A 24,820-nucleotide genomic window follows, 5' to 3' on the forward strand; every position below is an offset into this window, starting at 1 on the left:
ATCCCCCGATCGTTGGATGAAAGTCACACGCTGCCGGCGCCGGTCAGGAACAGCCCGGCAATGATCGCCGCCATGGCTGCGAAGGCCGGATAGATCACCAGCAGCCCGGTCAGCAGCGCGTCGCGCATGGTCGGCTTGCGCGCCTCGGCTGCAACCTCGAACGGCCCGGCCGGCTGCGCAAAGCCGCCGGCAGTCCTCAGCCTGGCGGGCTTGCCGCTCTCAATGATATCTTCAGCCGTCACCATGGCCCCGAACCCCTTGTTTCGGCGCGCTTTATGGTCGCCGATTGTGTCGGCAGCGTGCCGCGCCGACGGCGGAATTGTTTCGTTTTTTGGCGTTGTTTGTTTCAGTTTTTCCTTCTCCCCTTGTGGGAGAAGGTGGCCGCGAAGCGGCCGGATGAGGGGTGCTCCAGGGAATGCCGAGGCCTCACTCCGCTGGAACACCCCTCATCCGTCTCGGCGCTAGCGCGCCGATCCACCTTCTCCCACAAGGGGAGAAGGCGAGGCGCTAACCCTTGCCGCTCCAAGCGGCATCGTTTAGGAAACGCGCGCCCATTGACCAGAAAGACCGATCCCATGGCCGACAAATCCGAAAAGACGAAGGCGCGGCTGCCGCGCGGTTTTGTCGACCGCAGCGCCGAAGACATTCGCGCTGTCGAGAAGATGATGGCGACCATCCGCTCGGTCTACGAGCTTTACGGCTTCGAGCCGGTCGACCAGCCGATGATCGAATACACCGATGCTTTGGGCAAATTTTTGCCCGATCAGGACCGGCCGAACGAAGGCGTGTTCTCCTTCCAGGACGATGACGACCAGTGGCTGTCGCTGCGCTATGATCTCACGGCGCCGACGGCCCGTTTCGTCGCCGAGAACTTCGACAAGCTGCCGAAACCCTATCGCAGCTATCGCTCCGGCTGGGTGTTCCGCAACGAAAAGCCCGGCCCCGGCCGCTTCCGTCAGTTCATGCAGTTCGATGCCGACACGATCGGCACGCCGGGCGTCGCCGCCGACGCCGAGATGGCGATGATGATGGCCGATGTCATGGAGGCGCTCGGCATCAAGCGCGGCGATTACGTCATCCGCGTCAACAACCGCAAGGTGCTCGACGGCGTGCTGGAGGCCATCGGCCTCGGCGGCGAGGAAAATGCCGGCCGCCGGCTAACGGTTCTGCGCGCCATCGACAAGCTCGACAAGCTCGGGCCGGAAGGCGTCAGGCTCCTGCTTGGTCCCGGGCGCTGGGACGGCGGCAAGGAAGGCGAGGGCGACTTCGCCAAGGGCGCCGGGTTGAATGACACACAGGCTGAGGCGGTTCTGCTCGCAACGGCCAGAAATGGACGGGCTGGCCAGGATGCCAGCGTCAGCGGCAATGCTGTGTACCAAGAAGGCGTGGGTGAACTGGCGACGATCGAGGCTCTGGTCAGGGCGGCAGGCTATGGCGACGACCGCGTCGTGATGGATCGCTCAGTCGTGCGTGGCCTCGAATATTATACCGGCCCCGTCTTCGAGGCCGAGCTGCTGGCCGAGATCCCCAACGATGAAGGCCAGATCGTTCGCTTCGGGTCGGTCGGCGGGGGCGGTCGCTATGACGGGCTGGTTTCGCGCTTCCGCGGCGAGCCGGTGCCGGCGACCGGCTTCTCCATCGGCGTCTCCCGGCTGATGACGGCGCTAAAGAACCTCGGCAAGCTCGATACCTCCGATGTCGTCGCGCCGGTCGTGGTGTTGGTCATGGACAAGGATACGGAAAGCCTTGGCCGCTACCAGAAGATGGTCGCCGAGCTCCGCGCCGCCGGCATCCGCTCCGAAATGTATCTCGGCGGCGCCGGCATGAAGGCGCAGCTGAAATATGCCGACCGCCGCGGCAGCCCGGTCGCCGTCATCCAAGGTGGCGACGAGCGCGCCAAGGGCGAGGTGCAGATCAAAGACCTGATCGAAGGCGCCCGCATGTCGGCCGAGATCACCGACAATGCCGAATGGCGCGCCGCGCGGCCGGCGCAGGTGACGGTGGCCGAGGGTGAGCTGGTCGGCGAGGTCAAGAAGATCCTCGCGGCGCAGGCCGAGGAGCGGGCGAAGTGACGGGCACCGCGCTGTCCTTTCCTTCTCCCCTTGTGGGAGAAGGTGGATCGGCGCGTAGCGCCGAGACGGATGAGGGGTGTTCCAGGGTACGCCAACGTCTCACTCCGCTGGAGCACCCCTCATCCGTCGCCTTCGGCGACACCTTCCCCCACAGGGGGGGAAGGGGAGGTGGCGCTTTATGACCTCCCGTCCCGCCATCGCCACCGACATCGCAAAACTCTTCGCCGCCCGCGACACTCACGCGGTCGAGGTCGCTGTCCTGCAGCCGGCCGATCCGTTTCTCGATATGGCGGGTGAGGACCTGCGCCGGCGCATTTTCCTGACCGAAAGCGAGACGGGCAAGACGCTGTGCCTCAGGCCCGAATTCACCATTCCCGTCTGCCTCGACCACATCGCCAGCCAGGCCGGCACGCCGCGCCGCTATTCCTATCTGGGCGAAGTGTTCCGCCAGCGCCGCGACGGCGGCAACGAGTTCTTCCAGGCCGGCATCGAGGATCTCGGCGACCGCGACACGGCCGCCGCCGATGCCCGCTCGCTGGCCGACGCCCATGCGCTGCTCTCGCGGGTGCTGCCCGGAAGGAAGCTCGCCATCACGCTCGGCGACCAGACCCTGTTCGAGGCGGTGCTGGCGGCGCTCGGCCTGCCGCGCGGCTGGCGCATGCGCCTTGCCCGCGCCTTCGGCTCGGCGCCGATGCTGGAGGCCGCCCTTGCCGATCTCGCCAATCCGCCACGCAACAGCCAGCTCTCCGGTCCCGTCGCCTTGCTGGTGCTCGACGGCGATGCGGAAGGCCTCGCCGCGCACATTGCCGAAGGCATGGAGGAGGCGGGGCTGTCGGCTTCCGGCGGCCGCGCGCCGGCCGACATCGCGCGCCGGCTGATCGAGAAAGCGCAGCTGCGCAGCGTGCGCCTGTCCGACGAGGCCTTCTCGGCGCTCAAGGGTTTTCTCGAGATCGACGTCGCGCTCAGCGACGCGACCGCGGCGCTGGAAAAATTCGCCGCCGATGCCGGCCTGTCGCTGGGGCCGGCGCTGGAGAATTTCGCCGCCCGCGCCAAGGCGATCGAGGCGCATGGTCTGCCGATGGCGCAAATCCGTTACGATGCCGCCTTCGGCCGCCCGCTGGATTACTACACCGGCCTTGTCTTCGAGATCGCGGTGGCGGATGGCGATCGGCCGCTGGTCGGCGGCGGCCGCTACGACCGGCTGCTGACGTTGCTGGGGGCAAAGAAGCCGATTCCCGGCGTCGGCTTCTCGGTCTGGCTCGACCGTATCGAAGCCTTGCGGGAGAGCGCCAAATGATCACGCTGGCTATCCCGTCCAAGGGACGACTCAAGGAGCAGTCCCTCGAGGTGCTGGCCAAGGCCGGCCTGGCCGTCACCTTGCCCGAGGACGACCGCAAATACCGTGCCCGCATCGACGGCCTCGACAACCTCGAGGTGGCCTTCCTGTCCGCATCCGAGATCGCCGGCGAGATCGGCCAGGGCGCGGTCGATCTCGGCATCACCGGCGAGGACCTTTTGCGCGAGAACCTCGCCGACTGGGAAGCGCGCGCCGAGATCGTCGCCCGCCTCGGCTTCGGCCATGCCGATGTCGTGGTCGCGGTGCCCGACATCTGGCTCGATGTCGACAGCATGGCCGACCTCGACGATGTCGCGGCCGATTTCCGCCAGCGCCATGGCCGGCGCTTGCGCATCGCCACCAAATACTGGAGGCTGACGCAGCAGTTCTTTTCGCTCAAGCACGGCATCCAGGTCTATCGCATCGTCGAAAGCCTCGGCGCCACCGAAGGCGCGCCGGCCGCTGGCCTTGCGGACGTCATCGTCGACATCACCACCACCGGTTCGACGCTGCGCGCCAACCACCTCAAGGTGTTGGGCGACGGCACGATTCTGAAGTCGCAGGCCTGTCTGGTAGCGTCGAAGAAGCGGCGCGATGCGGCTGATGAAGCGGTCTTGCGCGACATCGCCGTGAAGATGAGCGTCCTCCCTCCTCCCTGAGGGCCCTCAAGAGGGGGACCTTTGACGGATTTCCACCATCCCCATCGGCTGATAGGCTGACCTATCCCGGGAGGAGAACGGCGATGGCGATCAAACTCGACGAGCTCATGAACGCCACCAATCTGCGCAAAGCACGCAACAGCTTCATTGCTCCGGTTGGCGGCAAGTCGCATGTGTCGGGCGACCGCTCGGTGCCTCTGCTCGACAAGACCATTCCGGAGCTGTTTTCCGATACGGTGAGCAGATACGCCACGCTCGACGCGGCTGTCTTCGTCGGCCAGGATAAGCGCTTCACCTGGAGCGAGCTGTCGGATGCGGTGGACGCCTTGGCCGCCGGTTTTCTGGCGCTGGGGCTGGAAAAAGGCGACCGGGTCGGCATCTGGTCGCCGAACCGCTGGGAATGGCTGGTGACGCAGTTCGCCACCGCGCGCATCGGCCTGATCCTCGTCAACATCAACCCGGCCTATCGGCTGACCGAGCTGGAATACGCGCTGAACAAAGTGGGTTGCAACGCGCTGGTCACGGCCGCCCAGTTCAAAACCTCCGACTATCTCGGCATGATCGAAACGCTGGCGCCGGAGATCGCCAAGGCGGAGCCCGGCAAGCTCAAGGCCAAGAAACTGCCGGCGCTGAAGATCGTCATTCGCATGGGCGACGACAACTCGCCCGGCATGTTCAATTTCGGCGACGTGCTGGCCATGGCCGGCCGCGACGAGCATGACAGCCTCGATCGCATCTCCGAAAGCCTGAAGCCGGGCGAGGCCATCAACATCCAGTTCACCAGCGGCACGACTGGCGCGCCGAAGGGCGCGACGCTGACGCATTCCAACATCGTCAACAACGGCAATTTCGTCACTTCGGCCATAAAGCTCACCGTCGACGACCGGCTCTGCATCCCGGTGCCGCTCTACCATTGCTTCGGCATGTCGATGGGCACGATGGGTTGCGTGTCGAAAGGCGCGACCATGGTTTTCCCGGGCGAAGGTTTTGACGCCGGCGCGACGCTCAAGGCGGTTGCGCAGGAGCGCTGCACCGGGCTCTATGGCGTGCCGACGATGTTCGTCGCCATGCTCGATCATGCGGATTTTGCGAGCTTCGATCTCTCCAGCCTGCGCACCGGCATCATGGCCGGCTCACCTTGCCCGATCGAGGTGATGAAGAAGGTGGTGTCCCTGATGCATATGTCTGAGGTGACCATCGCCTACGGCATGACCGAGACCAGCCCGGTCTCCTTCCAGAGCAGCGTCGACGATCCGCTGGAAAAACGCGTCTCCACCGTCGGCCGCATCCATCCGCATGTCGAGGTCAAGGCGATCGCCGCCGACGGCGTCACCGTCGCGGTCGGCGAGCCGGGCGAGCTCTGCACGCGCGGCTATTCGGTGATGAAGGGCTATTGGGACGACGCCGAAAAGACCCGCGAGGCGATCGATGCCGACAGTTGGATGCACACCGGCGACCTCGCGACGATCGATGCCGAGGGCTATTGCAACATTGTCGGCCGGGTGAAGGACATGGTCATCCGCGGCGGCGAGAACGTCTATCCGCGCGAGGTCGAGGAATTCCTGTATCGCCATCCCAAGGTCAAGGAAGTTCAGGTTTTCGGCATTCCCGACGACAAATATGGCGAGGAGCTCTGCGCCTGGATCGTGCTCAAGCCCGACCAGATCGCCACCGAGCATGAGATCAAGGCCTTCTGCGCCGGTCAGATCGCGCACTACAAGGTGCCGCGCCACATCCGCTTCCGCACCGAACTGCCGATGACGGTGACCGGCAAGCCGCAGAAATTCCTGATGCGCGAGGCGATGGTGGAGGAACTGGGGCTGGTGGCGCAGAAGACGGCGTGAAACGGCATTTATGGACAACGAGTTTCCCAATTTCGCGGCGCTGAGAGCCGCCAAGATCGAAGACGTGGACTACCGCATCGTCATCCGGCGTGGCGCGCGAACCGGCGGTTCGATCGTCATCGCCCCGCATGGCGGCAAGATCGAACCCCGCACCTCCCTGATCACCGAAACGATAGCAGGAGGCGATCTCGATATGTATTGCTTTGAAGGGCTCATGCCGGAAAGCAACCGGGAGCTGCACATAACGTCCAGGAACTTTGACGAGGCAACCGCGCTGGACCTGTTGCGGACGAAGTCCACCGTCGTCGCCATCCACGGCCGTCAGGATCGCGACGATCCCGCTACGGTCTACCTGGGCGGCAAGGACGCCGCGTTGGTTTCAGAGATAGCCTGGCGTCTTCAGGAGGCGGGATTTCAGACGAAAAAGGATAACCATCCGTTTCCAGGCATCCAGGATTCGAACATCGTCAACCGAGGAGCGACGGGGAAGGGAGCACAGCTGGAAGTGCCTTTCTCGCTGCGCCGCCGGCTGGGCAACGAGCCGGAACTTCTGGAAAGATTCTGTGGGGCGGTTCGCAAGGCTATCGACATAGTCGACGCCAGAAATGGTGCCGGGTCCTCGGTCGTGTTTTGAGCGGTGCGCCTGGTCTAGGGGGCTTGGATGACTGGTTACGGGCGGTCGGTGACTTCCTACGCGATCCCGTTGGCCGCGCTGGCGATGGCCTTCGCGGTCAGGGCCAGCGGCCTTTCGGTTGATGAAGGGGCGCTGAACGCCAGGATAGTCGTTGGGGCGCTGTCGAGCGCCATCATGTTCATCACCATTTTCGTGGTGCTCGACCATGCCGAGGCAGTGGCCGTGCGCGTGGGCGAGCCCTATGGAACTTTGGTGCTGACTTTTGCGGTGACGGCAATCGAAGTGTCGATCATCGTCTCCATGATGCTGCATGGAGAAAACAATCCGACGCTGGCGCGCGAATCCGTTTTCTCGACAGTGATGATTACGTCCACCGGCGTCGTCGGCATCTGTCTCACGCTTGGCGGCTGGCGCTACCGCAAGCAGGCGATCCTGCGGCAAGGCACCAACGCATACCTGTCGGTTCTGATCGCGTTGACCGTGATGACGCTTATTCTTCCGACCTACACCCAGGCTACGGATCCCGGCACGTTTTCGGCGGCTCAGCTTGGTTTCGTCAGCGTTCTTTCGGTGTTGCTCCATACGAGCTTCGTGTTCGCCCAGACCATCCGGCACCGGGAGGACTTCGTCCAGGGGCAGGCGCACGACGTTCCGGTGCGGACCGCCTCCCACAGAAGTATTTTCGTCAGCGCCCTGCTGCTGTTGAGCGGGCTCATCGGCATTGTCCTGCTCGCCGAGCAGGTCGCCGCGAGCGTGGAGGATGCGCTCGCTGCCTATAAGGTGACCCAGGCCGACAGCATCGTGGGAGCAATGATCGCGGCACTGGTTTTGATGCCGGAGGCCATCTCGGCTATCCGCGCCTCGTTCAAGAACGAGCTGCAGCGCAGGCTGAACGTCGCGATGGGCTCGGCCTGCGCCACGATAGGCTTGACGATACCGGCGGTTGCGGCGGCCAGCCTGCTGACGGGCAGGGGATTGACCCTGGGATTGCCGGCGTCCGATGCCGTGCTTCTGGTGCTGGCGCTTTTCATCTGCAGCGTGAGCTTCAGCACCGAAAGAACGACCTTCCTGACCGGCATGGTCCATGTCGTGGTGTTTTTCACCTATGTGTTTCTGATCTTCGTGCCCTGAACTTGTCGCGGGCCGGCCATTCGGCGCAGAGACGCCTCGAAAGGCGCTCACGCCGCCAGCACCGCCCGATCCAGCCCGCGTATGATCCGCGCCAGTTCCACGCACTCGTCCCGGCGCACCTTGTTCTTCCGCCAGGCCATGCAGATCATGCGCTGCGGCATTGGCTCCTGGAACGGCACGATCCTCAGGTCCGGCATGACGCCGGCGGCACTTGCCGCCATTTCCGGCACTAGCGTGACGCCGAGCCCATGCGCCACCATCTGCAAGAGCGTCGTCAGGCTGGTCGCGCCGTAGCTCGCCATCGCCACCGGCCGCACATTGCCGCAGACGGCTAAGGCCTGCTCGCGCAGGCAGTGGCCTTCCTCCAGGAGCATCAGCCGCTCCAGCGCCGGGCTTTCCGGCGGCACCGGCGGCGAAGCGAAGGCCGGGTCGCCGGCGGGAACGGCGAGGAAGAAGCGGTCGGGAAAAAGCCCTTCGGTGACGATCGCCGGCTGGTCGAGCGGCAAGGCCGCGATGAAGGCGTCGAGCCGGCCGGACGTCGCGTCCTCGACCAGGGATGCGGTTACCGCTTCGCGCAGTTCGAGCTGGAGGGAAGGGTAGTGCTTCTTCAACTCCGGCAGCACATGCGGCAGGAGATAGGGCGCGACGGTCGGGATGATGCCCAGCCGGAAGCGCCCTTCCATGCTCGGGCGGCCGCGCCGGGCCGTCGTCTCGACGTCACGTATGTCGGCCAGAATGCGCTCGATACGCGGCTGCAGGGCAAGTGCCTCATCGGTCATGCGCACCGTCTTGCCGCCGCGCTCGAAAAGCAGGCACTTCAGCCGCTCTTCCATCTCGGCGATCTGCGCGGAAAGGGCCGGCTGGCTGACGCCGGCAAGCTTCGCCGCGCGGCCGAAATGCAGCGTCTGCGCCAACGCATCGAAATATTGCATTTGCCGGACGGTCAGGCCAATCATAAGGAAATCCTATCAAATGAAACAGCAAAGGCAATTTGTCTTTATCGGCAGGCCGGCCTAGTCTGGAATCATTCCAGGTTGGCGCGGCCAGTGGCTGCCCCCGGAAATTTTCGGGAAAATCAACTCGGCAAAATTCAACCTCGGCAAAACCTCTGCAGAATCGGGAGACCCAAGATGGACGCGAAAACCGACGACAACAGCGCTGGCAAATGCCCGGTGGCGCATGGATCCAGACGGAGCAACCGCGACTGGTGGCCGAACCAGCTCGACCTTGCTGTCCTGCATCAGCAATCGAACCTCTCGGACCCGATGGACGAAGACTTCGACTACGCCAAGGAGTTCGCAAGCCTCGACCTCGATGCGGTGATCGCAGACCTGCACAAGGTCATGACGGATTCGCAGGACTGGTGGCCGGCCGACTTCGGCCATTACGGGCCGCTCTTCATCCGCATGGCCTGGCACAGCGCCGGCACTTATCGCATCGGCGACGGCCGCGGCGGCGCCGGCGCCGGTCAGCAGCGTTTCGCGCCTCTGAATAGCTGGCCGGACAACGCCAATCTCGACAAGGCGCGCCGGCTGCTGTGGCCGGTCAAGCAGAAATACGGCCGCAAGATCTCCTGGGCCGACCTTCTGATCCTCACCGGCAACGTTGCGCTGGAATCGATGGGCTTCAAGACCTTTGGCTTTGCCGGCGGCCGCGCCGATGTGTGGGAGCCGGAGCAGGACGTGGACTGGGGCTCCGAGACCAAGTGGCTCGGCGACGAGCGCTATTCTGGCGACCGTGAGCTTCGCGGCCATCTCGGCGCCGTCCAGATGGGTCTCATCTACGTCAACCCCGAAGGCCCGAACGGCAAGCCGGATCCGGTCGCCGCGGCGCGCGACATCCGCGAGACCTTCGGCCGCATGGCGATGAACGACGAGGAAACCGTGGCACTGATCGCCGGCGGCCACACCTTCGGCAAGACGCATGGCGCCGGCGACGCCTCGCTGGTGGGCGCCGAGCCGGAAGGCGCCGGCATCGAGGCGCAGGGCCTCGGCTGGTCGAGCAAATATGCCTCCGGCATTGCCGGCGACGCCATCACCTCGGGCCTCGAGGTGACCTGGACGACGACGCCGACCAAATGGAGCAACAACTTCTTCGACAATCTCTTCAACTATGAATGGGAGCTGACGAAGAGCCCGGCCGGCGCTCATCAGTGGACGCCGAAGGGCGGCGCCGGCGCCGGTACCGTTCCGGACGCGCACAATCCCTCCAAGCGTCACGCGCCGGCCATGCTCACCACCGATCTCGCGCTGCGTTTCGATCCGGCCTACGAGAAGATCTCGCGCCGGTTTCATCAGAACCCGGACCAGTTCGCCGACGCCTTCGCCCGCGCCTGGTTCAAGCTCACCCACCGCGACATGGGTCCGGTCGTGCGCTATCTCGGCCCGCTCGTGCCGAAGGAAGAGCTGATCTGGCAGGATCCGATCCCGGCCATCGACCACGAACTGGTGAGCGAAGCCGACATCGCTGCGCTCAAGGCGAAGATCCTGGCCTCCGGCCTGTCGGTGTCGGAGCTGGTCTCGACCGCCTGGGCCTCGGCCTCGACCTTCCGCGGCTCGGACAAGCGCGGCGGCGCCAATGGCGGCCGCATCCGTCTGGCGCCCCAGAAGGACTGGGAGGTCAACGAGCCGGCTCAGCTCGCCAAGGTGCTGGCCAAGCTGGAAGCCATCCAGAAGGAGTTCAACGCAACCCAGACCGGCGACAAGAAGGTCTCGCTCGCCGATCTCATCGTGCTTGGCGGCGTCGCCGCGGTCGAGAAGGCGGCGAAGGACGGCGGCAACGAGGTCAAGGTGCCCTTCACGCCAGGCCGTATGGATGCTTCGCAGGAGCAGACGGATGTCGCCTCCTTCGCGGCGTTGGAACCGAAAGTCGACGGCTTCCGCAATTACGCCCGCGGCACGTTGCCGATGTCGGTCGAAGCGATGCTGGTGGATCGGGCCCAGTTGCTGACGCTGACGGCGCCGGAGATGACGGTGCTGGTCGGCGGCCTGCGCGTGCTCGGTGCCAATACCGGCGGCTCGAAGCACGGCGTCTTCACCGACAGGCCGGGCCAGCTCACCAACGACTTCTTCGTCAACCTGCTCTCGATGGCGACCGTCTGGGATCCGGCGGCCGGCTCCGAGCCCGGTTCGGACGAGGTCTATGAAGCGCGCGACCGCAAGACCAGAGAAGTGAAGTGGACCGGCACCCGCGCCGACCTGATCTTCGGCTCGCACGCGCAGCTGCGCGCGCTTTCCGAGGTCTATGGTTCAAGCGACGCCAAGGCGAAATTCGTCAAGGATTTCGTCAAGGCCTGGACGAAGGTGATGAACGCCGACCGCTTCGACATCGCGAAGTAAGGTCGGACCTCCCAAGAAAAAGGCGCGGGTCATCATGCCCGCGCCTTTTTGCGTTTCTACGGAGCTGTCAGTCCTTTTCGAAGATACCGGCCTTGGCGACCACGCCGGCGATCGCTCCGCCGATCAGCGGCGCGACGATGAACAGCCAGAGCTGGCTGAGCGCAGCACCGCCCGAAAACAGCGCCGGGCCGATCGAGCGGGCCGGATTGACCGAGGTGCCGGTCACCGGGATCATGGCGAAGTGGATGCCTGCCAGCGTCAGGCCGATTGCCAGGCCGGCGAAGGCGGTCGTGTGCTTGGCGTTGGTGACGCCGAGGATCACCGTGACGAAGGTGAAGGTGCCGATCAGCTCCCACAGGAAGGCCGAGCTCATGCCCCATTTCGTCTCGTCCCAGCCATTGGCGCCGAAGCCGCCGGTGTGCCCGCCGGCCTGGCCCGAAACGATGATCCACAGCGCCAGCGAGGCGATTATGGCGCCGATGATCTGCGCGATCCAGTAGGGGACGACGTCCTTGGCCGGCATCCGCCCCGCCAGGAACACGCCGAGCGTCACCGCCGGATTGAGATGCGCGCCCGAGATCGGGCCGATCGCATAGGCCGCGGCGATCAGGCCGATGCCGAACGCCAGGCCGATGCCTTCCTGTCCGAGCGGCAGCGCGCCGCCGAAACCGCCCGTGACCACGGAGGCCGTGCCGATGAACACCAACAAAAACGTGCCGAGAACTTCTGCCAGATAAGTCTTCATTGCCCTCTCCTCATAGGATCCGTCGAACCGCATTTCCCGCGTCGCGAATCACTGCTGGAAGAGTATTCCCGCGGACAACACTTGGAAAGCTGGGAGGTTAAGCCGATGGTCTTTCTTGCAGACGTCAATCAAAAACATTAGAAGTCTTTCATGTTCTGATCGATTGTTGTTGTTTCGTGCCTCGGGCCCCCATCATGGAAAAATCATTCGGCCAAATCGCCCGGTCTTGAAACGTCATTTCATCGGCAAACCGAACGGAACTGTTTCAATCCTGGCCGGAAAGGCTTTATGAGCGGGCTGGAACCGATTTGTAACAGCTACGGAAAACGGAATGCGACTAGGCGGAAGGCTGGCGGCGGCCATAGAGGTTCTTGAAGACATCGGGCGGCGCCACCGGCCGGTGGCCGACGCCCTGCGCGACTGGGGCCTGTCGCATCGCTTCGCCGGCGGCGGCGATCGCGCCGCGATCGGCAACATCGTCTATGACGCGCTACGCCGCAAACGCTCGGCCGGCTGGCTGTTCGGCGACGACACGCCGCGCGCCATCGGCTTCGGCGCGCTTTTGCTGGAGTGGGGGCAGACGGCGCAGTCGCTCAACGATGCACTGGACGGCGACAAATTCGCGCCGCCGTTGCTCAGCGCGTCCGAGTTGAAGGCGGCGGCCGAGCGCAAGCTTGACGACGCGCCCGATGCTGTGCGCGCCGATATCCCGGACTGGTGCGCGCCCTTGCTCGATCAAGCCTATGGCGACGCCTGGGTCGAGGAAGGCGCGGCGCTCGCCCAGCGCCCGCCGCTGGATCTCAGGGTCAACACGCTCCAGGCCGATCGCGCCAAGGTGCTGGCCGAGCTCCAGGGCACGGGTGCCGCGCCCGCGGCGATCGCGCCGAACGGCATCCGCATCCCGCCGATCGACGGCGACGGCAGGCATCCGAACGTGCAGGCCGAGCCCGCCTTCCAGAAAGGCTGGTTCGAAGTGCAGGACGAGGGCTCGCAGCTTGCCGCGGCGCTTGCCGGCGCCGCGCCCGGCATGCAGGTGCTCGACTATTGCGCCGGCGCCGGCGGCAAGACGCTGGCGCTGTCGGCCGAGATGGACAATCGCGGCCAGCTCTTTGCCCACGACGCGGAGAAGGTGCGGCTGGCGCCGATCTTCGAGCGGATCCGCCGTTCGCACAACCGCAACGTCCAGATCGTCAGCAAGCCCGCGGAGCTTGCGCCGCTCACCGGGCATATGGACCTCGTGCTGATCGACGCGCCTTGCACCGGCAGCGGCACCTGGCGGCGGCGGCCCGACGCCAAATGGCGGTTGACGGAAAGGCAGCTCGATGCCCGAAAGGGAGAGCAGCAGGCAATCCTCGATACCGCGCAGGCGTTCGTCAGGCCGGGCGGCCTGCTGGTCTACATCACCTGTTCGGTGTTCGACGCCGAGAACGGCGAGCAGGTCGCGGCGTTCCGCGAACGCCATCAAGGCTTCGCGCCGGTCGATCACCGCCAGCTCTGGGACAGCCGCTTTCCCGGCCATGAAGGGGCCGCGCGCATTGCCGGTACCGGCGGCATCTCGCTGTCGCCTGCGCTGAGCGGTACGGACGGCTTCTATTTCCACGCGCTGCGCAGGGCTGATTGAGGACGCGGGGCTTTTGCTGCGCTGCAACATAAGAGATTGCCTGTCTTGCCTGCCTCTGCAATAAGCTTCGCCAGCAAATAGGAGGCGAAGCTCCATGGCAGCCAAGATCGTACCCGCTCCCGATTTCGAGGAACGCGTCAGGGCCTCCTTCGCCCGGCAGAAGGCGATGGCGACGATCGGCGCCGAGCTGACGGTGGTGACGCCCGGCATCATCGAGATCGAGATGCCTTACTCGGCCGCGCTCACCCAGCAGCACGGTTTCCTGCATGCCGGCGTCATCTCGACTGCGCTGGACTCCGCCTGCGGCTATGCCGCATTCTCGTTGATGCCGGAAAATTCCGGCGTGCTGACCATCGAGTTCAAGGTGAACCTGCTCGCGCCGGGCAGGGGCGAGCGCTTCCTGTTCCGCGGTTCCGTGACGAAGCCCGGACGCACCATCATCGTCGCCGACGGGCAGGCCTACGCCTTCGCCGCCGACGGCGAGGCCAAGCTGATCGCCACCATGACCGGCACCATGATGACGGTGGTCGGCCGCGACGGGATTGAAGGGTGAGAAAGCCCTAATGGGCTTTTCGAGCGACGAACGCCGGAGCCATGGCGAAGGGGCGGGAGGCGACAAGGGCACGTTGTCCCTTGCTCTTCGTCGTAGCAAATAGGGGTAAAGCTTCATGACTGTCGAAGTGCCGAGCCTGTCGGGAAAATCCGTTCTCTTCGTGATGGCGGTGGAGGCCGAATACGGCCAGCACCTGAAAAACCTGTTCACGCCGCTGATGACCGGTGTCGGTCCGGTCGAGGCAGGGGTGCGGCTGGGCGCCGAGTTGGCCGCATTGAAGGCCGAGGGAGCGCTGCCGGACCTGGTCGTCTCGCTGGGTTCGGCCGGCAGCCGCAAGCTGGAGCAGGCCGAAATCTACCAGGCCGTGTCGGTGGGTTATCGCGACATGGACGCTTCGCCGCTCGGCTTCGAGAAGGGGGCGACGCCTTTCCTCGACCTGCCGGTGACGGTGCCGCTGCCTTTCGTCATCCCGGGCATCAAGACCGCTTCGCTCTCGACCGGCGGCGCGATCGTTTCCGGCGCCGCCTACGACGCCATCGATGCCGACATGGTCGACATGGAGACCTTCGCCTGCCTGCGCGCCTGTCAGCTCTTCGGCGTGCCGCTGATTGGGCTGCGCGGCATTTCCGACGGCGCGGCCGATCTCAGGCACGTCAACGACTGGACGGAGTATCTGCATGTGATCGACGAGAAGCTGGCTGCGGCCGTCGGCTTGCTGGAGCAGGCGATCGAATCCGGTGCGGTCCGCCTGGGCTAGGCCCGAAGGGACGGAAAGCCGCAGCGCGGAGCCCATTGCGCGGACTCGTTTCTTTCTCTAAAGGCTCGCCATGACGACGACAGCCAATCATCCCGACACCGTCCTGATTGTCGATTTCGGCAGCCAGTTCACGCAGCTCATCGCCCGCCGCATCCGCGAGGCCGGCGTCTTTTCCGAGATCGTGCCGTTCCAATCGGCGGAAGCTGCCTTCAAGCGCATCAAGCCGAAAGCTGTGATCCTGTCGGGCGGACCGGCCTCGACCACCGACATCGGCAGCCCGCGCGCGCCGCAGATCGTCTTCGATGCCGGCGTGCCGGTGCTCGGCATCTGCTACGGCCAGATGGCGCTCTGCGTGCAGATGGGCGGCGTCGCCGAAAGCTCCAACCACCGCGAGTTCGGCCGCGCCTTCGTCGAGATCGAGAAGGAAAGCCCGCTGTTCGAAGGCCTGTGGGCACCCGGCCAGCGTCACCAGGTATGGATGAGCCATGGCGACCGAGTCATCGAATTGCCGCCGGGCTTCAAGGTGCTCGGCAAGTCGGAAAGCTCGCCCTTCGCCATCTTCGGCGATATCGAGCGCAAGATGTACGGCATCATGTTCCATCCGGAAGTGGTGCATACGCCGGACGGCGCCAGGCTGCTGAGGAACTTCGTCCACAACATCGCCGGCATCGAGGGCGACTGGACGATGCGCGCCTATCGCGAGCACGCGGTGGAGACGATCCGCAAGCAGGTCGGCAAGGGCAAGGTCATCTGCGCGCTCTCGGGCGGCGTCGACTCCTCCGTCGCGGCGCTTCTCATCCATGAGGCGGTCGGCGATCAGTTGACCTGCATCCTCGTCGACCATGGCCTGATGCGCAAGGACGAGGCCAAGGGCGTGGTGGAGATGTTCCGCCAGCACTACAACCTGCCGCTGATCCTGGTCGACGCCTCCGACCGCTTCATCTCGGCGCTGGAAGGCGAGGCCGATCCGGAGAAGAAGCGCAAGACCATCGGCCGGCTGTTCATCGAGGTGTTCGAGGAGGAAGCAAAGAAGCTCGGCGGCGCCGATTTCCTGGCCCAGGGCACGCTCTATCCCGACGTCATCGAAAGCGTCTCCTTCTCCGGCGGCCCGTCGGTGACGATCAAGTCGCACCACAATGTCGGCGGCCTGCCCGAGCGCATGAACATGAAGCTGGTCGAGCCGCTGCGCGAATTGTTCAAGGACGAGGTGCGGGCGCTGGGCAAGGAGCTCGGCCTGCCTGAAAGCTTCATCGGCCGCCATCCCTTCCCGGGGCCTGGCCTGGCCATTCGCTGCCCGGGCGGCATCACCCGCGAGAAGCTGGAGATCCTGCGCGAGGCCGATGCCATCTATCTCGACGAGATCCGCAAGGCCGGCCTCTACGACGCCATCTGGCAGGCGTTCGCCGTGCTGCTTCCGGTGCAGACCGTCGGCGTGATGGGCGACGGCCGCACCTACGAGTTCGTCTGCGCGCTGCGCGCCGTGACCTCCGTCGACGGCATGACGGCCGACTTCTACCACTACGACATGAACTTCCTCGGCGCCGCTGCCACCCGCATCATCAACGAGGTGAAGGGCATCAACCGCGTCGTCTACGACGTGACGTCGAAGCCGCCCGGCACGATCGAGTGGGAGTGATTCAGGCCCATCCGAACGCCGCCGAAATTGCGCCAGAGCTCGAACTAAGTCACTGAAATTTAAGATACATTTAGCCGGCAACTTTCGCCGGCTGTCGGCGCAGGTCATTCGGTGTTGCCGTACTATCTGCCGGACCTCCACCGTATTCCCACGATGACAGTACCGTCACGTCATAGAGGGCTTCTGACGGTACCTTTTTTGAGCTAAATACCTGAAATAACTCCAAATTCTGAATTCGGCCCTCAAAAAGCCGCTGACGGTACTTCAGAAGGAGCTGCACCAGCATCGGCGTGCCGCGAACGACATAGGTGTAGGCCGGCGCCGCGCCCGAGGAGCCCGGACGCCCGAAGGCGCGCACGAAGGCCAGCGGCACCGACAGAGCGGATCGCGATCGCCGCCCCTTCGGTCTTCGGTTTCGTCACCCTGCCGAAGGTGGTTGCCGTCATCCATGCCAGGATCGCCTCGAATGTGCGTTCCATCTCGGGGAGCTACGACTTTGGTTCCTTGCGTACCCTGCTTGACAAACAACGAAGCCAGGCGCCAACTCGACATCGTTTGAGGGATCAACAGGGGGATTTCCCATGAAGAAGACTTACGAGAAGCCGGTTTGGACGAAACGCGAGCGGCTGAGCAGCGTCATTGCCGTCGTCCTGTCGAAGGGGGGCGCCCTATGAAAAAGACTTACGAGAAGCCTGTCCTGCGGAAGCGTGAGCGCCTTGGCACGGTTGCAGCCCAGGTCGTCGTGATCTCCGGGCCGATTGGGCCAGCCTGATCTGGCGTTTTCAGAAGATCAAAAGCCCGTCGGCTCCGGTCGGCGGGCTTTTTTGTTGCCGATCAATTCAGCCTAGCCGGCGCCTCGCCCAAAGTACCGATGCAGGAATGAAGCAGTGGTCTGGATGGCCTCAAGATCGGGACATACCGCGAGCGCTTCTGTCACATTGTCGCCCGCCGGCCGAGCACCGGGATCAGCATGCATCTCTCCGGCTAAGTTACCGCTGGCTTACTAAAGGCACCTCTAAAGTAATAAGGTGTTAACCGCTGCCAAGCCTTGCCGACTTTTTTGAACAACACAGCACAATCTTGAAATACTCAAGTCTTGGAATCATGTCTTCTTGAGGCAATTGAAACTATGCCGGGTTTCATGCGGCTGACGTGTGGGCAGGCGATCGTCGCCGAGCACCCTGCGCATGCCGGAAGTGCCGAGGAGGACGGGGGACATGCCGAGCTTTGCCCGAACTTGCGGGTTGCAGCACGCGCCAATCGCCGCGGATTTCCGAAGAGCAGCAGACACACACGATGCGCGGGCGCCAGTCTTTCGGATGGCTGCTTGCGATCTCGATCATTGACGCGATGCAACGGCGTTCCGCGGATCACTGGATTTCCAATGTTGTCCCGCTGGGTGTCCGGCAGACCCCCTCGCCCACAGGGCGGCTTAACGGGCGCCGGAACTACGCAATTTTCTCTTACTCCGGTTGCCTAGAGCAGCATCGCGCTGCATTTTTCAGAGCAGGCTGTCCCGGACAGCCACAGCTGCTTGATCCCAGCGCTTTCATCCGCCGCAGCCGGCTTCGTCCGAATTTTCAATTGCAATCGCATGCGTGCGCCAGATCCCGACGGCCAGTCGCGAGACCCGCCAGGCTGGCGCAAAGGGGGCAGAATGAGCCGAATCCAGGATAGTTCAGCAGAGACCCGCAAGCGCCGGAAGGATCTGTCGGCAACCGCGTCCCGCGCCCCTGCCTACGGCGCGCGGCTGATGCGCGGTGGTCGGATGACCAAATGGAAAGGCCACGTGGCGAGCCGTGCGCCGCATTTGGCTCAAATCGTGACCGCGACCTCAAAAGCCTGGGCGGTGACGCTGGTGCCGGCGGCGCTGGTGCTGGCGGTGGCCACGGGGCAGGCGGGCGCCGCGAGCCGATACTGGGACCCCAACGGCACCACGGCCGGCCGCGGCGGCAGCGGCACATGGGACACGACGTCCAATTTCTGGAGCCCCAATGGCGACGGCCTCAGCGGCCCCTACACGACCTGGAACAATGGCGCCCTTGATGACGCGTTCTTCGGCGGCACGGCCGGCATAATCAACCTCGCAGCGCCGATTACTGTCCACAGTCTGACCTTCGACGATCTCAATTCTCCCGATGGAGTCTATACGTTCACGGGCGGCGTATTGACGCTTGGCGGCGTCACGCCGACAATCACCGTAAACGGCAATGCCAATGACAGCGCCACCTTCGGCAACGTGATTGCCGGCGCGTCTGGCCTGACGAAGGCCGGCGGCGGCGTCCTGGTTCTCAACGGCGCCAACACCTTCTCGGGTGGGATCACGCTCAGCGGCGGCACGCTGACCTTCAACGGCGACGCGGCGCTCGGAGCCGGCTCCAACAACATCAGCGTTACCGGAAATTCGACGCTGACGAACAGTGGCACGACTTCACTGGCCTCCGGCCGTACGGTCACGATCGGCAGCGGCAGCACTCTGACAATAGCCAAGACGGGTGCGGGAGATCTTGGCTCCGCGTTTTACACGGGCGCCGGCGCGCTCAATGTGGCCAACGCAGGTGGTACTACGATCACGCTAAACAATGACAACAACGACTACACAGGTCAGACGAGCTTCAATTCCAGCGGTAGCACAGTCAACTTTACGTCGATCCGCAATGTCGGTGGGGGGCCGAGCGCTCTCGGCGCGCCGACAACCGCAGCCAATGGCACGATCATCGCCGGCATCTACCTGGGCAACCTTGTCTATACCGGCACAGGCGACACCTCCGACCGCAACTGGACCTTGAATGGCGCATATTATAGCGGGCAAACCATAACCAACGGCGGTACGGGCACGCTCACACTGAGCGGAAACTTTACCGAAAACTATCTCACGCCCGGGTATCCTGGCGTCCCGACCTATACCTTCACCGCCCAGTCGGCCGACATGGTCCTGAGCGGGGTTATCAGTAGCACCGTAGCCGTTGACCACAGAACCACCTTTAACGGCGGAGGCGCTGGTCGAACCATCACGCTCGGGGGCGCAAATACCTACACCAGCAATACGACCATCGGCAACGTGACCGTCCGCGCCAGCACGCTCGCGGATATCGGCACGAGCAGCTCCATCGGTATGGCGACGAACCTCGGCAGCGCCACCACTGCCGTGAGCATCACCAACAATGGCACGCTCAGCTATGTCGGCGGCGGTGCCAGCACCAATCGAACGATGTCGCTCGATGGGGCGGCCGCGATCAGCAATGACGGCACCGGCGCGCTCAATCTCACCGGTGGGTTATCGTTCCTTGCCGGCGGCGCTTCCCCCGACGTGCTCACCCTCGGCGGCACTTATGCCGGGGTCAACACGCTTTCGGGAACGTTGTCGGGCGTTGGCAACCTCGTGATGAACGGCGGAGCGTCCGATGTCTGGTTGCTCACCGCCGCCAATACGTTCACCGGCCCCAACAGCACGACTCCGCAAAGCATTACTGTCCAAGGCGGCACGCTCAGGGCCGGCAATGCTCAGGCTTTCGGCCTTGGGGTGCCTGCCGCAATCGTGAACGGCGGTACGCTCGATCTCGGGGGCTTCGACACCACCTTTGTGTCGCTCGCCGGAACCGGCGGCTCGGTGGCGATGGGTGGGAACAACCTCACCATCAACGGCACGACAAGCGCGAGCTATGGCGGCAACATTGCCGGCAGCGGCGGCCTTATTAAAGGAGGCACCGGCACCCTCACGCTCGCCGGCGCGAACACGTATACGGGCGCCACCACCGTCCAGGGCGGCACGCTCGTGCTCAATTTCGCCGCGGGCGGAGCGCCGGCGAGCAACATCATCTCGAACCTGTCGACGCTCGACATGAGTGGCGGCTCGCTAACGGTAACCGGCGGCAGCGTCGCCAACGCGCAGAGCTTTGCCCAGACAAACATTACGGCCGGCAGCAACACGATCAGCGCGACCTCCGGATCGGGTGGCCTCACGCTCAATCTCGGCAATATCAATCACACCGGCGGACTCGTCAATTTCGTGCTGCCGGCCAGCGGCAACATCAAGACAACCAGCGCGGCCCTGGGCGGCTGGGCCACCGTCAGCAGCGGTGCCACTACCGACTATGCTCAGGTGGTGGGGGGCAACATCACCGCGTTGACGTCCTATGCGACCAAGGACGATGCGTCGACCTGGGTGGATGGCGATATCGTGAGCGACACCGGTGGTGCCGCCAACACGCAGTATTTCGGCACAGTGAGCGATGCGGTCGACAACCAGGTACAGCTCGGCGGCCTGAAATATACCGTGGCGAAAGCCAGCACGGTAACGATAGCTGGCGGCAACACACTCGGCGTCGACGGCACGATCATTGTCGGATCGTCGGTGGGAAACAATACCCAAACCATCACCGGCGGGCAACTGACCGGACCCATCGGTGGCGGCACGTTGGGTATCCTGCAAAACAACACCGGTACATTCGTGATCCAGTCCACGGTCGTCGACAATAGCGGCCCGATCGGTGTCACCGTGGCTGGCACGGGCACGGTGAATCTGACCGCCAACAATACCTACACCGGGGCGACGACCGTTAGCGGGGGCACTCTATGGGTCGGCACCATCGGCAACGGCGGCACGGCCAGCGCTGTTGGCGCATCGTCCAACGCGTCCTCGAACCTGGTGCTCGAAAACGGCAGGCTCCTTTACACCGGGGGCACTTCCGCCACCGACCGCGGTTTCACCCTTGTCAACGGCGGTTCGTCGCGGACGATCGACGTAGCCAATGCTGCCGCCAACCTGACCTTCACAGGCCTTGTCACCAGTCCTGACGATGCGGGGCTGACGAAGGCCGGCGCCGGCACGCTGACGCTGGCCAACGCAGCCAATGACTATGTCGGGCCCACCTCCATCACCGGCGGTATTCTCTCGGTCGGCACGCTGGCCAATGGCGGTGTGGCGAGCGGCATCGGCAGGTCTAGCAGTGCCTCGAGCAATCTGCTGCTTTCGGGTGGCGGTACCCTGCAGTACACGGGCGCCACAACCAGCACCGATCGGGCCTTCACACTCGGCGCGGGCGGTGGCGGTTTCGATGTGGCGAACGCCGGCACCAGGCTGACGGTCAGCGGCACCGGGGTCGGCCCGGCCGGCACCGGCGCACTGATCAAGAACGGCGCCGGCACGCTGATACTTTCGGGCACCAACACCTATGTGGGCGGCACCGTCGTCAATGCCGGTACGTTGCAGGCCGGTTCCACCCAGGCATTCGGCGGCGCCGCGGCAGGTGTCGGCGTTGGTGGCATGACCGTGAACAGCGGCGCCACGCTTGCCCTCGCAGGATTCGATAATACCGTCGGCGGATTGAACGGCAACGGGACAGTCGCCCTGGGCTCGGCGACGTTGAAAACCAACAACAATGGCACGTTCTCCGGGAGCATAACCGGCAGCGGCGGGTTCACCAGCGCCGGCAACACGCAAATTATGACCGGCTGCAATAATACCTATTCCGGAGCGACCACTCTCGCGGGCGGAAACATAACCACCGATTGTATCCAGAATGGCGGCGCGGCAAGTGGCATCGGCGCGTCGGCCAGTGCTTCGTCGAACCTGATCTTCAACAGCGGCAATCTGGCCTATACCGGCGGCACCGTTACTACTGACCGCGGGTTCACCTTGACCGGCAACGGAGGCATCAATGTAACCGATGCCGCCACAACGCTCACGTTTACCGGCACGGTGGTGGGCCCGGCTGGTCTGATCAAGAACGGCGCCGGCACCCTGGTGCTTAGCGGCACCAACACCTATAGCGGCGGTACAACCGTTAATGCCGGCATCCTGCGGGCCGGCTCGGCGCAGGCTTTCGGCGGCTCCGGCGGCATGAATGTCGTGGGCGGTGCGACGCTTGATCTCAACGGGTTTGATAATACGGTCTATTCACTCGACGGTGCCGGCAACGTTTCGATGGGCGCTGGCACGCTCACCATCATGGGCTACTACGGGGGCACTTTCACGGGCGCCATCAGTGGCACTGGCGGGATCACGCGGACTGGCGGTGGCTATGCGCAAGTGCTGTCTGGCTGCAACAACAGCTATACCGGCGTGACCACCGTTAATGGCGGCGGCGCCGGGCTCAGCGTCGATTGCCTAGCCAACGGCAACAGCAACAGCTCGATCGGCGCGGCCAGCGCCGGCGCGGCCAATCTGGTGCTCGACAACGGCGTGCTGACCTATACGGGCGCCGGCGGCGCGACCGGCACAACGGACCGCCTGTTCACTCTCGGAACGGGTGGCGGCACGCTCGGCGCCTCCGGGACCGGCCCGGTCAGCTTCACCAACACCGGCGCGATCGCGCTGGCCGGCACAAACACTGCCCGCACCCTGACACTGCAGGGCACCAACACCGGCAACAACACCCTGTCAGCACTGCTTGCCGACAACGGCACCGGCAAGACATCGCTGACCAAGAGCGGCGCCGGCACCTGGATCCTCAACAATCCCACCAGCACCTATACCGGCGTTACGACGATTTCGGGCGGTGTGCTCGGCGTCAGCAAGCTCTCGAACGGCCTTCAGGCGAGCAGCCTCGGCGCTTCGTCCAGCGCGGCCTCCAACCTGGTGATCGGCAACGGCGCAACCTTGCGCTACACCGGCGCCGGCGACAACACCGACCGTCTGTTCACGCTAGCCGCCGGCTCGACGTCGATTGAATCCTCGGGCACGGGTGTAATCAACTTCACCAACACTGCGGCCGTGACCTATTCGGGCAGCGGGCCGCGCACGATCGGGCTCGGCGGCACCAATACCGGCCTCAACACCATGGGCGGCCAGATCACCGACGGCCCCGGCGGCGCGACCACGCTCGGCAAAAGTGGTCCCGGCACCTGGGTGCTCACCGGCAACAACACCTTTACCGGCAACACGGTCATCAACGACGGCAATCTGATGATCGGCAATGGCGGCACCAGTGGCAATGCCGGCGCCGGCAACGTGATCATTGCGAGCGCAACTTCGACGCTGTCATTCAATCGCAGCGATACGTTCAACTTCACTGGCACGATCACGCCGGACAGCGGCGCCGGCAAAGGCACGATCGCGCAGATCGGCACCGGCACCACGGTGCTGACCGCGGCCGGCAACAACGTGGCCGCCACCAGTGTCGACGCCGGCACGCTGCAGGTGAATGGCGGCCTGACCACCGCAACCGTGGCGATGAATGGCGCCGGGACACTCACCGTCAACGGCACGGTCGGAGCCGCGGCAGGCGGCACCTCGACCTTCACCGGCGATGCGGGCGCGAGCACCATCAACATCGCTACGACCGGCACGCTCAGGGCCAATGGCGATCTCGGCGGCGGCAACGACACCGTCAATGTCAGCGGCACGCTCGCCACCGGCGCCGCGGCGCTGAACCTCGGCGCCGGCAACGACACGCTGGTGTTGAACGACACTGCCGTATTCACTGGCGCGGGGGTCGACGCCGGCACCGGCGGCGAGACCGGCGCAGGCGATACGCTGCAGGTCAACACGACTGCGGGGCGTACGCTGGATGGCGCCAATGTCAGCAATTTCGAGACCCTCGACAAGCAAGGCGCGGGCACGCTGATACTGACCGGCAATCACAACTACAGCGCCGGCACGACGATCGAGACGGGCACGCTGCAGGTCGGCACCGGCGCCGTCGCCGGGGCGCTGACGACGCCAAGCGTGACCGACAACGGCACGCTCGCCTTCAACCTGAACAATAACTACACCTTCGGCGGCGCCATCTCCGGCACCGGCGCGGTCAACAAGCTCGGCACCGGCGTCACGACGCTCACCGGAACCAACACATATACCGGCGCGACGAACGTCAGTGCCGGCACGCTCATCGTCGACGGCAATCAATCCGGCGCCACGGGGACGACGACGGTCGCGAGCGGGGCGACGCTGGGCGGCACCGGCACGATCGGCGGCAGCGTCACTGTCGCCGACGGCGGCACGCTGGCGCCCGGCGAAGCCGGAAATGCTCCGGGAGCGCTCACCATCGATGGCGGGCTGACCCTCAACAACACGTCGGCGGTCAACTTCAATTTCGGCCAAGCGAACGTGCCGGGCGGCCCGCTCAACGACCTCGTCAATGTCGGCGGCAACCTGACGCTCGACGGCACGCTCAACGTCACGCAGACGACGGGCGGCGCCTTCGGCCCCGGCGTCTATCGCATCTTCAACTACGGCGGCTCGCTGACAAATAACGGACTCGATGTCACCGACCCCAACTATTCCGTGCAGACCTCGGTCGCCAACCAGGTCAACCTCGTCAATTCGGCCGGGCTGCAGCTCAGCTACTGGGACGGGGATGCCGGCCCGCATTCCAACAGCATCGTCAACGGCGGCAACGGCACCTGGCAAGTGGCGGGCGCCAGCAATAACTGGACCGACATCACAGGCACCTTCGCGGCGCCGTTCGCCAATGCCAGCTTCGCCATCTTCGAGGGCGCTGCGGGAACGGTCACGGTCGACAACACGAACGGCTAGGTGCAGGCCTCGGGC

General features: G+C 64.5%; 16 protein-coding genes. 12 read left to right on the forward strand and 4 right to left on the reverse strand.

What is annotated here, in order from left to right; genetic code table 11:
- Positions 1-23 precede the first annotated feature (23 nt).
- Positions 24-245, reverse strand: coding sequence for a hypothetical protein (locus FJW06_RS16870; protein WP_140753369.1), 222 nt, complete (start codon positions 243-245; stop codon positions 24-26).
- A gap of 330 nt (positions 246-575) precedes the next feature.
- Here FJW06_RS16870 and hisS point away from each other — a divergent pair, with 330 nt between their 5' ends.
- The 6 genes from hisS (at position 576) to FJW06_RS16900 (ending at position 7,676) form a co-directional block, all read left to right on the forward strand.
- Positions 576-2,072, forward strand: coding sequence for a histidine--tRNA ligase (gene hisS / locus FJW06_RS16875; protein ID WP_140753449.1), 1,497 nt, complete (start codon positions 576-578; stop codon positions 2,070-2,072).
- A 178-nt stretch (positions 2,073-2,250) separates the two neighbouring features.
- The gene (locus tag FJW06_RS16880; RefSeq protein WP_140753370.1) at positions 2,251-3,369 is read left to right on the forward strand and encodes an ATP phosphoribosyltransferase regulatory subunit; all 1,119 of its coding nucleotides are present in this window, start codon (positions 2,251-2,253) and stop codon (positions 3,367-3,369) included.
- Positions 3,366-4,067, forward strand: a complete 702-nt coding sequence (hisG, locus tag FJW06_RS16885; RefSeq protein ID WP_140753371.1) for an ATP phosphoribosyltransferase — start codon at positions 3,366-3,368, stop codon at positions 4,065-4,067. Before FJW06_RS16880 ends, hisG begins: the two co-directional genes overlap by 4 nt.
- A gap of 83 nt (positions 4,068-4,150) precedes the next feature.
- A complete protein-coding gene (locus tag FJW06_RS16890; protein ID WP_140753372.1) occupies positions 4,151-5,911 on the forward strand; it encodes an AMP-binding protein in 1,761 nt (586 codons plus the stop codon).
- Between the two features lie 10 nt (positions 5,912-5,921).
- Positions 5,922-6,545 carry a poly-gamma-glutamate hydrolase family protein gene (locus FJW06_RS16895; protein ID WP_140753373.1) on the forward strand — a complete coding sequence of 208 codons (624 nt, stop codon included), beginning with the start codon at positions 5,922-5,924 and terminating at the stop codon, positions 6,543-6,545.
- A gap of 69 nt (positions 6,546-6,614) precedes the next feature.
- Positions 6,615-7,676, forward strand: a complete 1,062-nt coding sequence (locus FJW06_RS16900; protein WP_246674650.1) for an ionic transporter — start codon at positions 6,615-6,617, stop codon at positions 7,674-7,676.
- A gap of 47 nt (positions 7,677-7,723) precedes the next feature.
- Here FJW06_RS16900 and FJW06_RS16905 read toward each other — a convergent pair whose 3' ends face one another.
- Entirely contained in the window at positions 7,724-8,632 is a 909-nt protein-coding gene (locus FJW06_RS16905) for a hydrogen peroxide-inducible genes activator (protein WP_140753375.1), read from the reverse strand.
- Between the two features lie 174 nt (positions 8,633-8,806).
- On the opposite strand from FJW06_RS16905, the gene katG reads away from it, so the two are divergent.
- The gene (gene katG / locus FJW06_RS16910) at positions 8,807-11,014 is read left to right on the forward strand and encodes a catalase/peroxidase HPI (protein WP_140753376.1); all 2,208 of its coding nucleotides are present in this window, start codon (positions 8,807-8,809) and stop codon (positions 11,012-11,014) included.
- Positions 11,015-11,081: 67 nt separating this feature from the next.
- On the opposite strand, the gene FJW06_RS16915 is transcribed toward katG, so the two are convergent.
- Positions 11,082-11,759, reverse strand: coding sequence for an MIP family channel protein (locus FJW06_RS16915; protein WP_140753377.1), 678 nt, complete (start codon positions 11,757-11,759; stop codon positions 11,082-11,084).
- 331 nt (positions 11,760-12,090) lie between these two features.
- On the opposite strand from FJW06_RS16915, the gene FJW06_RS16920 reads away from it, so the two are divergent.
- The 4 genes from FJW06_RS16920 to guaA all read left to right on the forward strand — a co-directional run bounded on the left by FJW06_RS16920 (position 12,091) and on the right by guaA (position 16,326).
- Positions 12,091-13,380, forward strand: a complete 1,290-nt coding sequence (locus tag FJW06_RS16920) for an RsmB/NOP family class I SAM-dependent RNA methyltransferase (RefSeq protein WP_140753378.1) — start codon at positions 12,091-12,093, stop codon at positions 13,378-13,380.
- Between the two features lie 94 nt (positions 13,381-13,474).
- Positions 13,475-13,933, forward strand: coding sequence for a PaaI family thioesterase (locus FJW06_RS16925; protein ID WP_040990706.1), 459 nt, complete (start codon positions 13,475-13,477; stop codon positions 13,931-13,933).
- Positions 13,934-14,048: 115 nt separating this feature from the next.
- Positions 14,049-14,690 (forward strand): 5'-methylthioadenosine/S-adenosylhomocysteine nucleosidase, encoded by a 642-nt coding sequence (locus FJW06_RS16930; protein ID WP_140753379.1) that lies wholly within the window; start codon positions 14,049-14,051, stop codon positions 14,688-14,690.
- Positions 14,691-14,760: 70 nt separating this feature from the next.
- Positions 14,761-16,326 carry a glutamine-hydrolyzing GMP synthase gene (gene guaA, locus FJW06_RS16935; RefSeq protein WP_140753380.1) on the forward strand — a complete coding sequence of 522 codons (1,566 nt, stop codon included), beginning with the start codon at positions 14,761-14,763 and terminating at the stop codon, positions 16,324-16,326.
- A 70-nt stretch (positions 16,327-16,396) separates the two neighbouring features.
- Here the strand turns inward: guaA and FJW06_RS30160 are convergent, their stop codons facing one another.
- Positions 16,397-16,699, reverse strand: a complete 303-nt coding sequence (locus FJW06_RS30160; RefSeq protein WP_181178359.1) for a hypothetical protein — start codon at positions 16,697-16,699, stop codon at positions 16,397-16,399.
- A gap of 1,284 nt (positions 16,700-17,983) precedes the next feature.
- On the opposite strand from FJW06_RS30160, the gene FJW06_RS16955 reads away from it, so the two are divergent.
- On the forward strand, positions 17,984-24,805 hold the full coding sequence (locus FJW06_RS16955) for an autotransporter-associated beta strand repeat-containing protein (protein WP_181178361.1): 6,822 nt from the start codon (positions 17,984-17,986) through the stop codon (positions 24,803-24,805).
- Positions 24,806-24,820 lie beyond the last annotated feature (15 nt).

It is taken from the genome of Mesorhizobium sp. B4-1-3 (assembly GCF_006439355.1).
GTDB lineage: Bacteria > Pseudomonadota > Alphaproteobacteria > Rhizobiales > Rhizobiaceae > Mesorhizobium.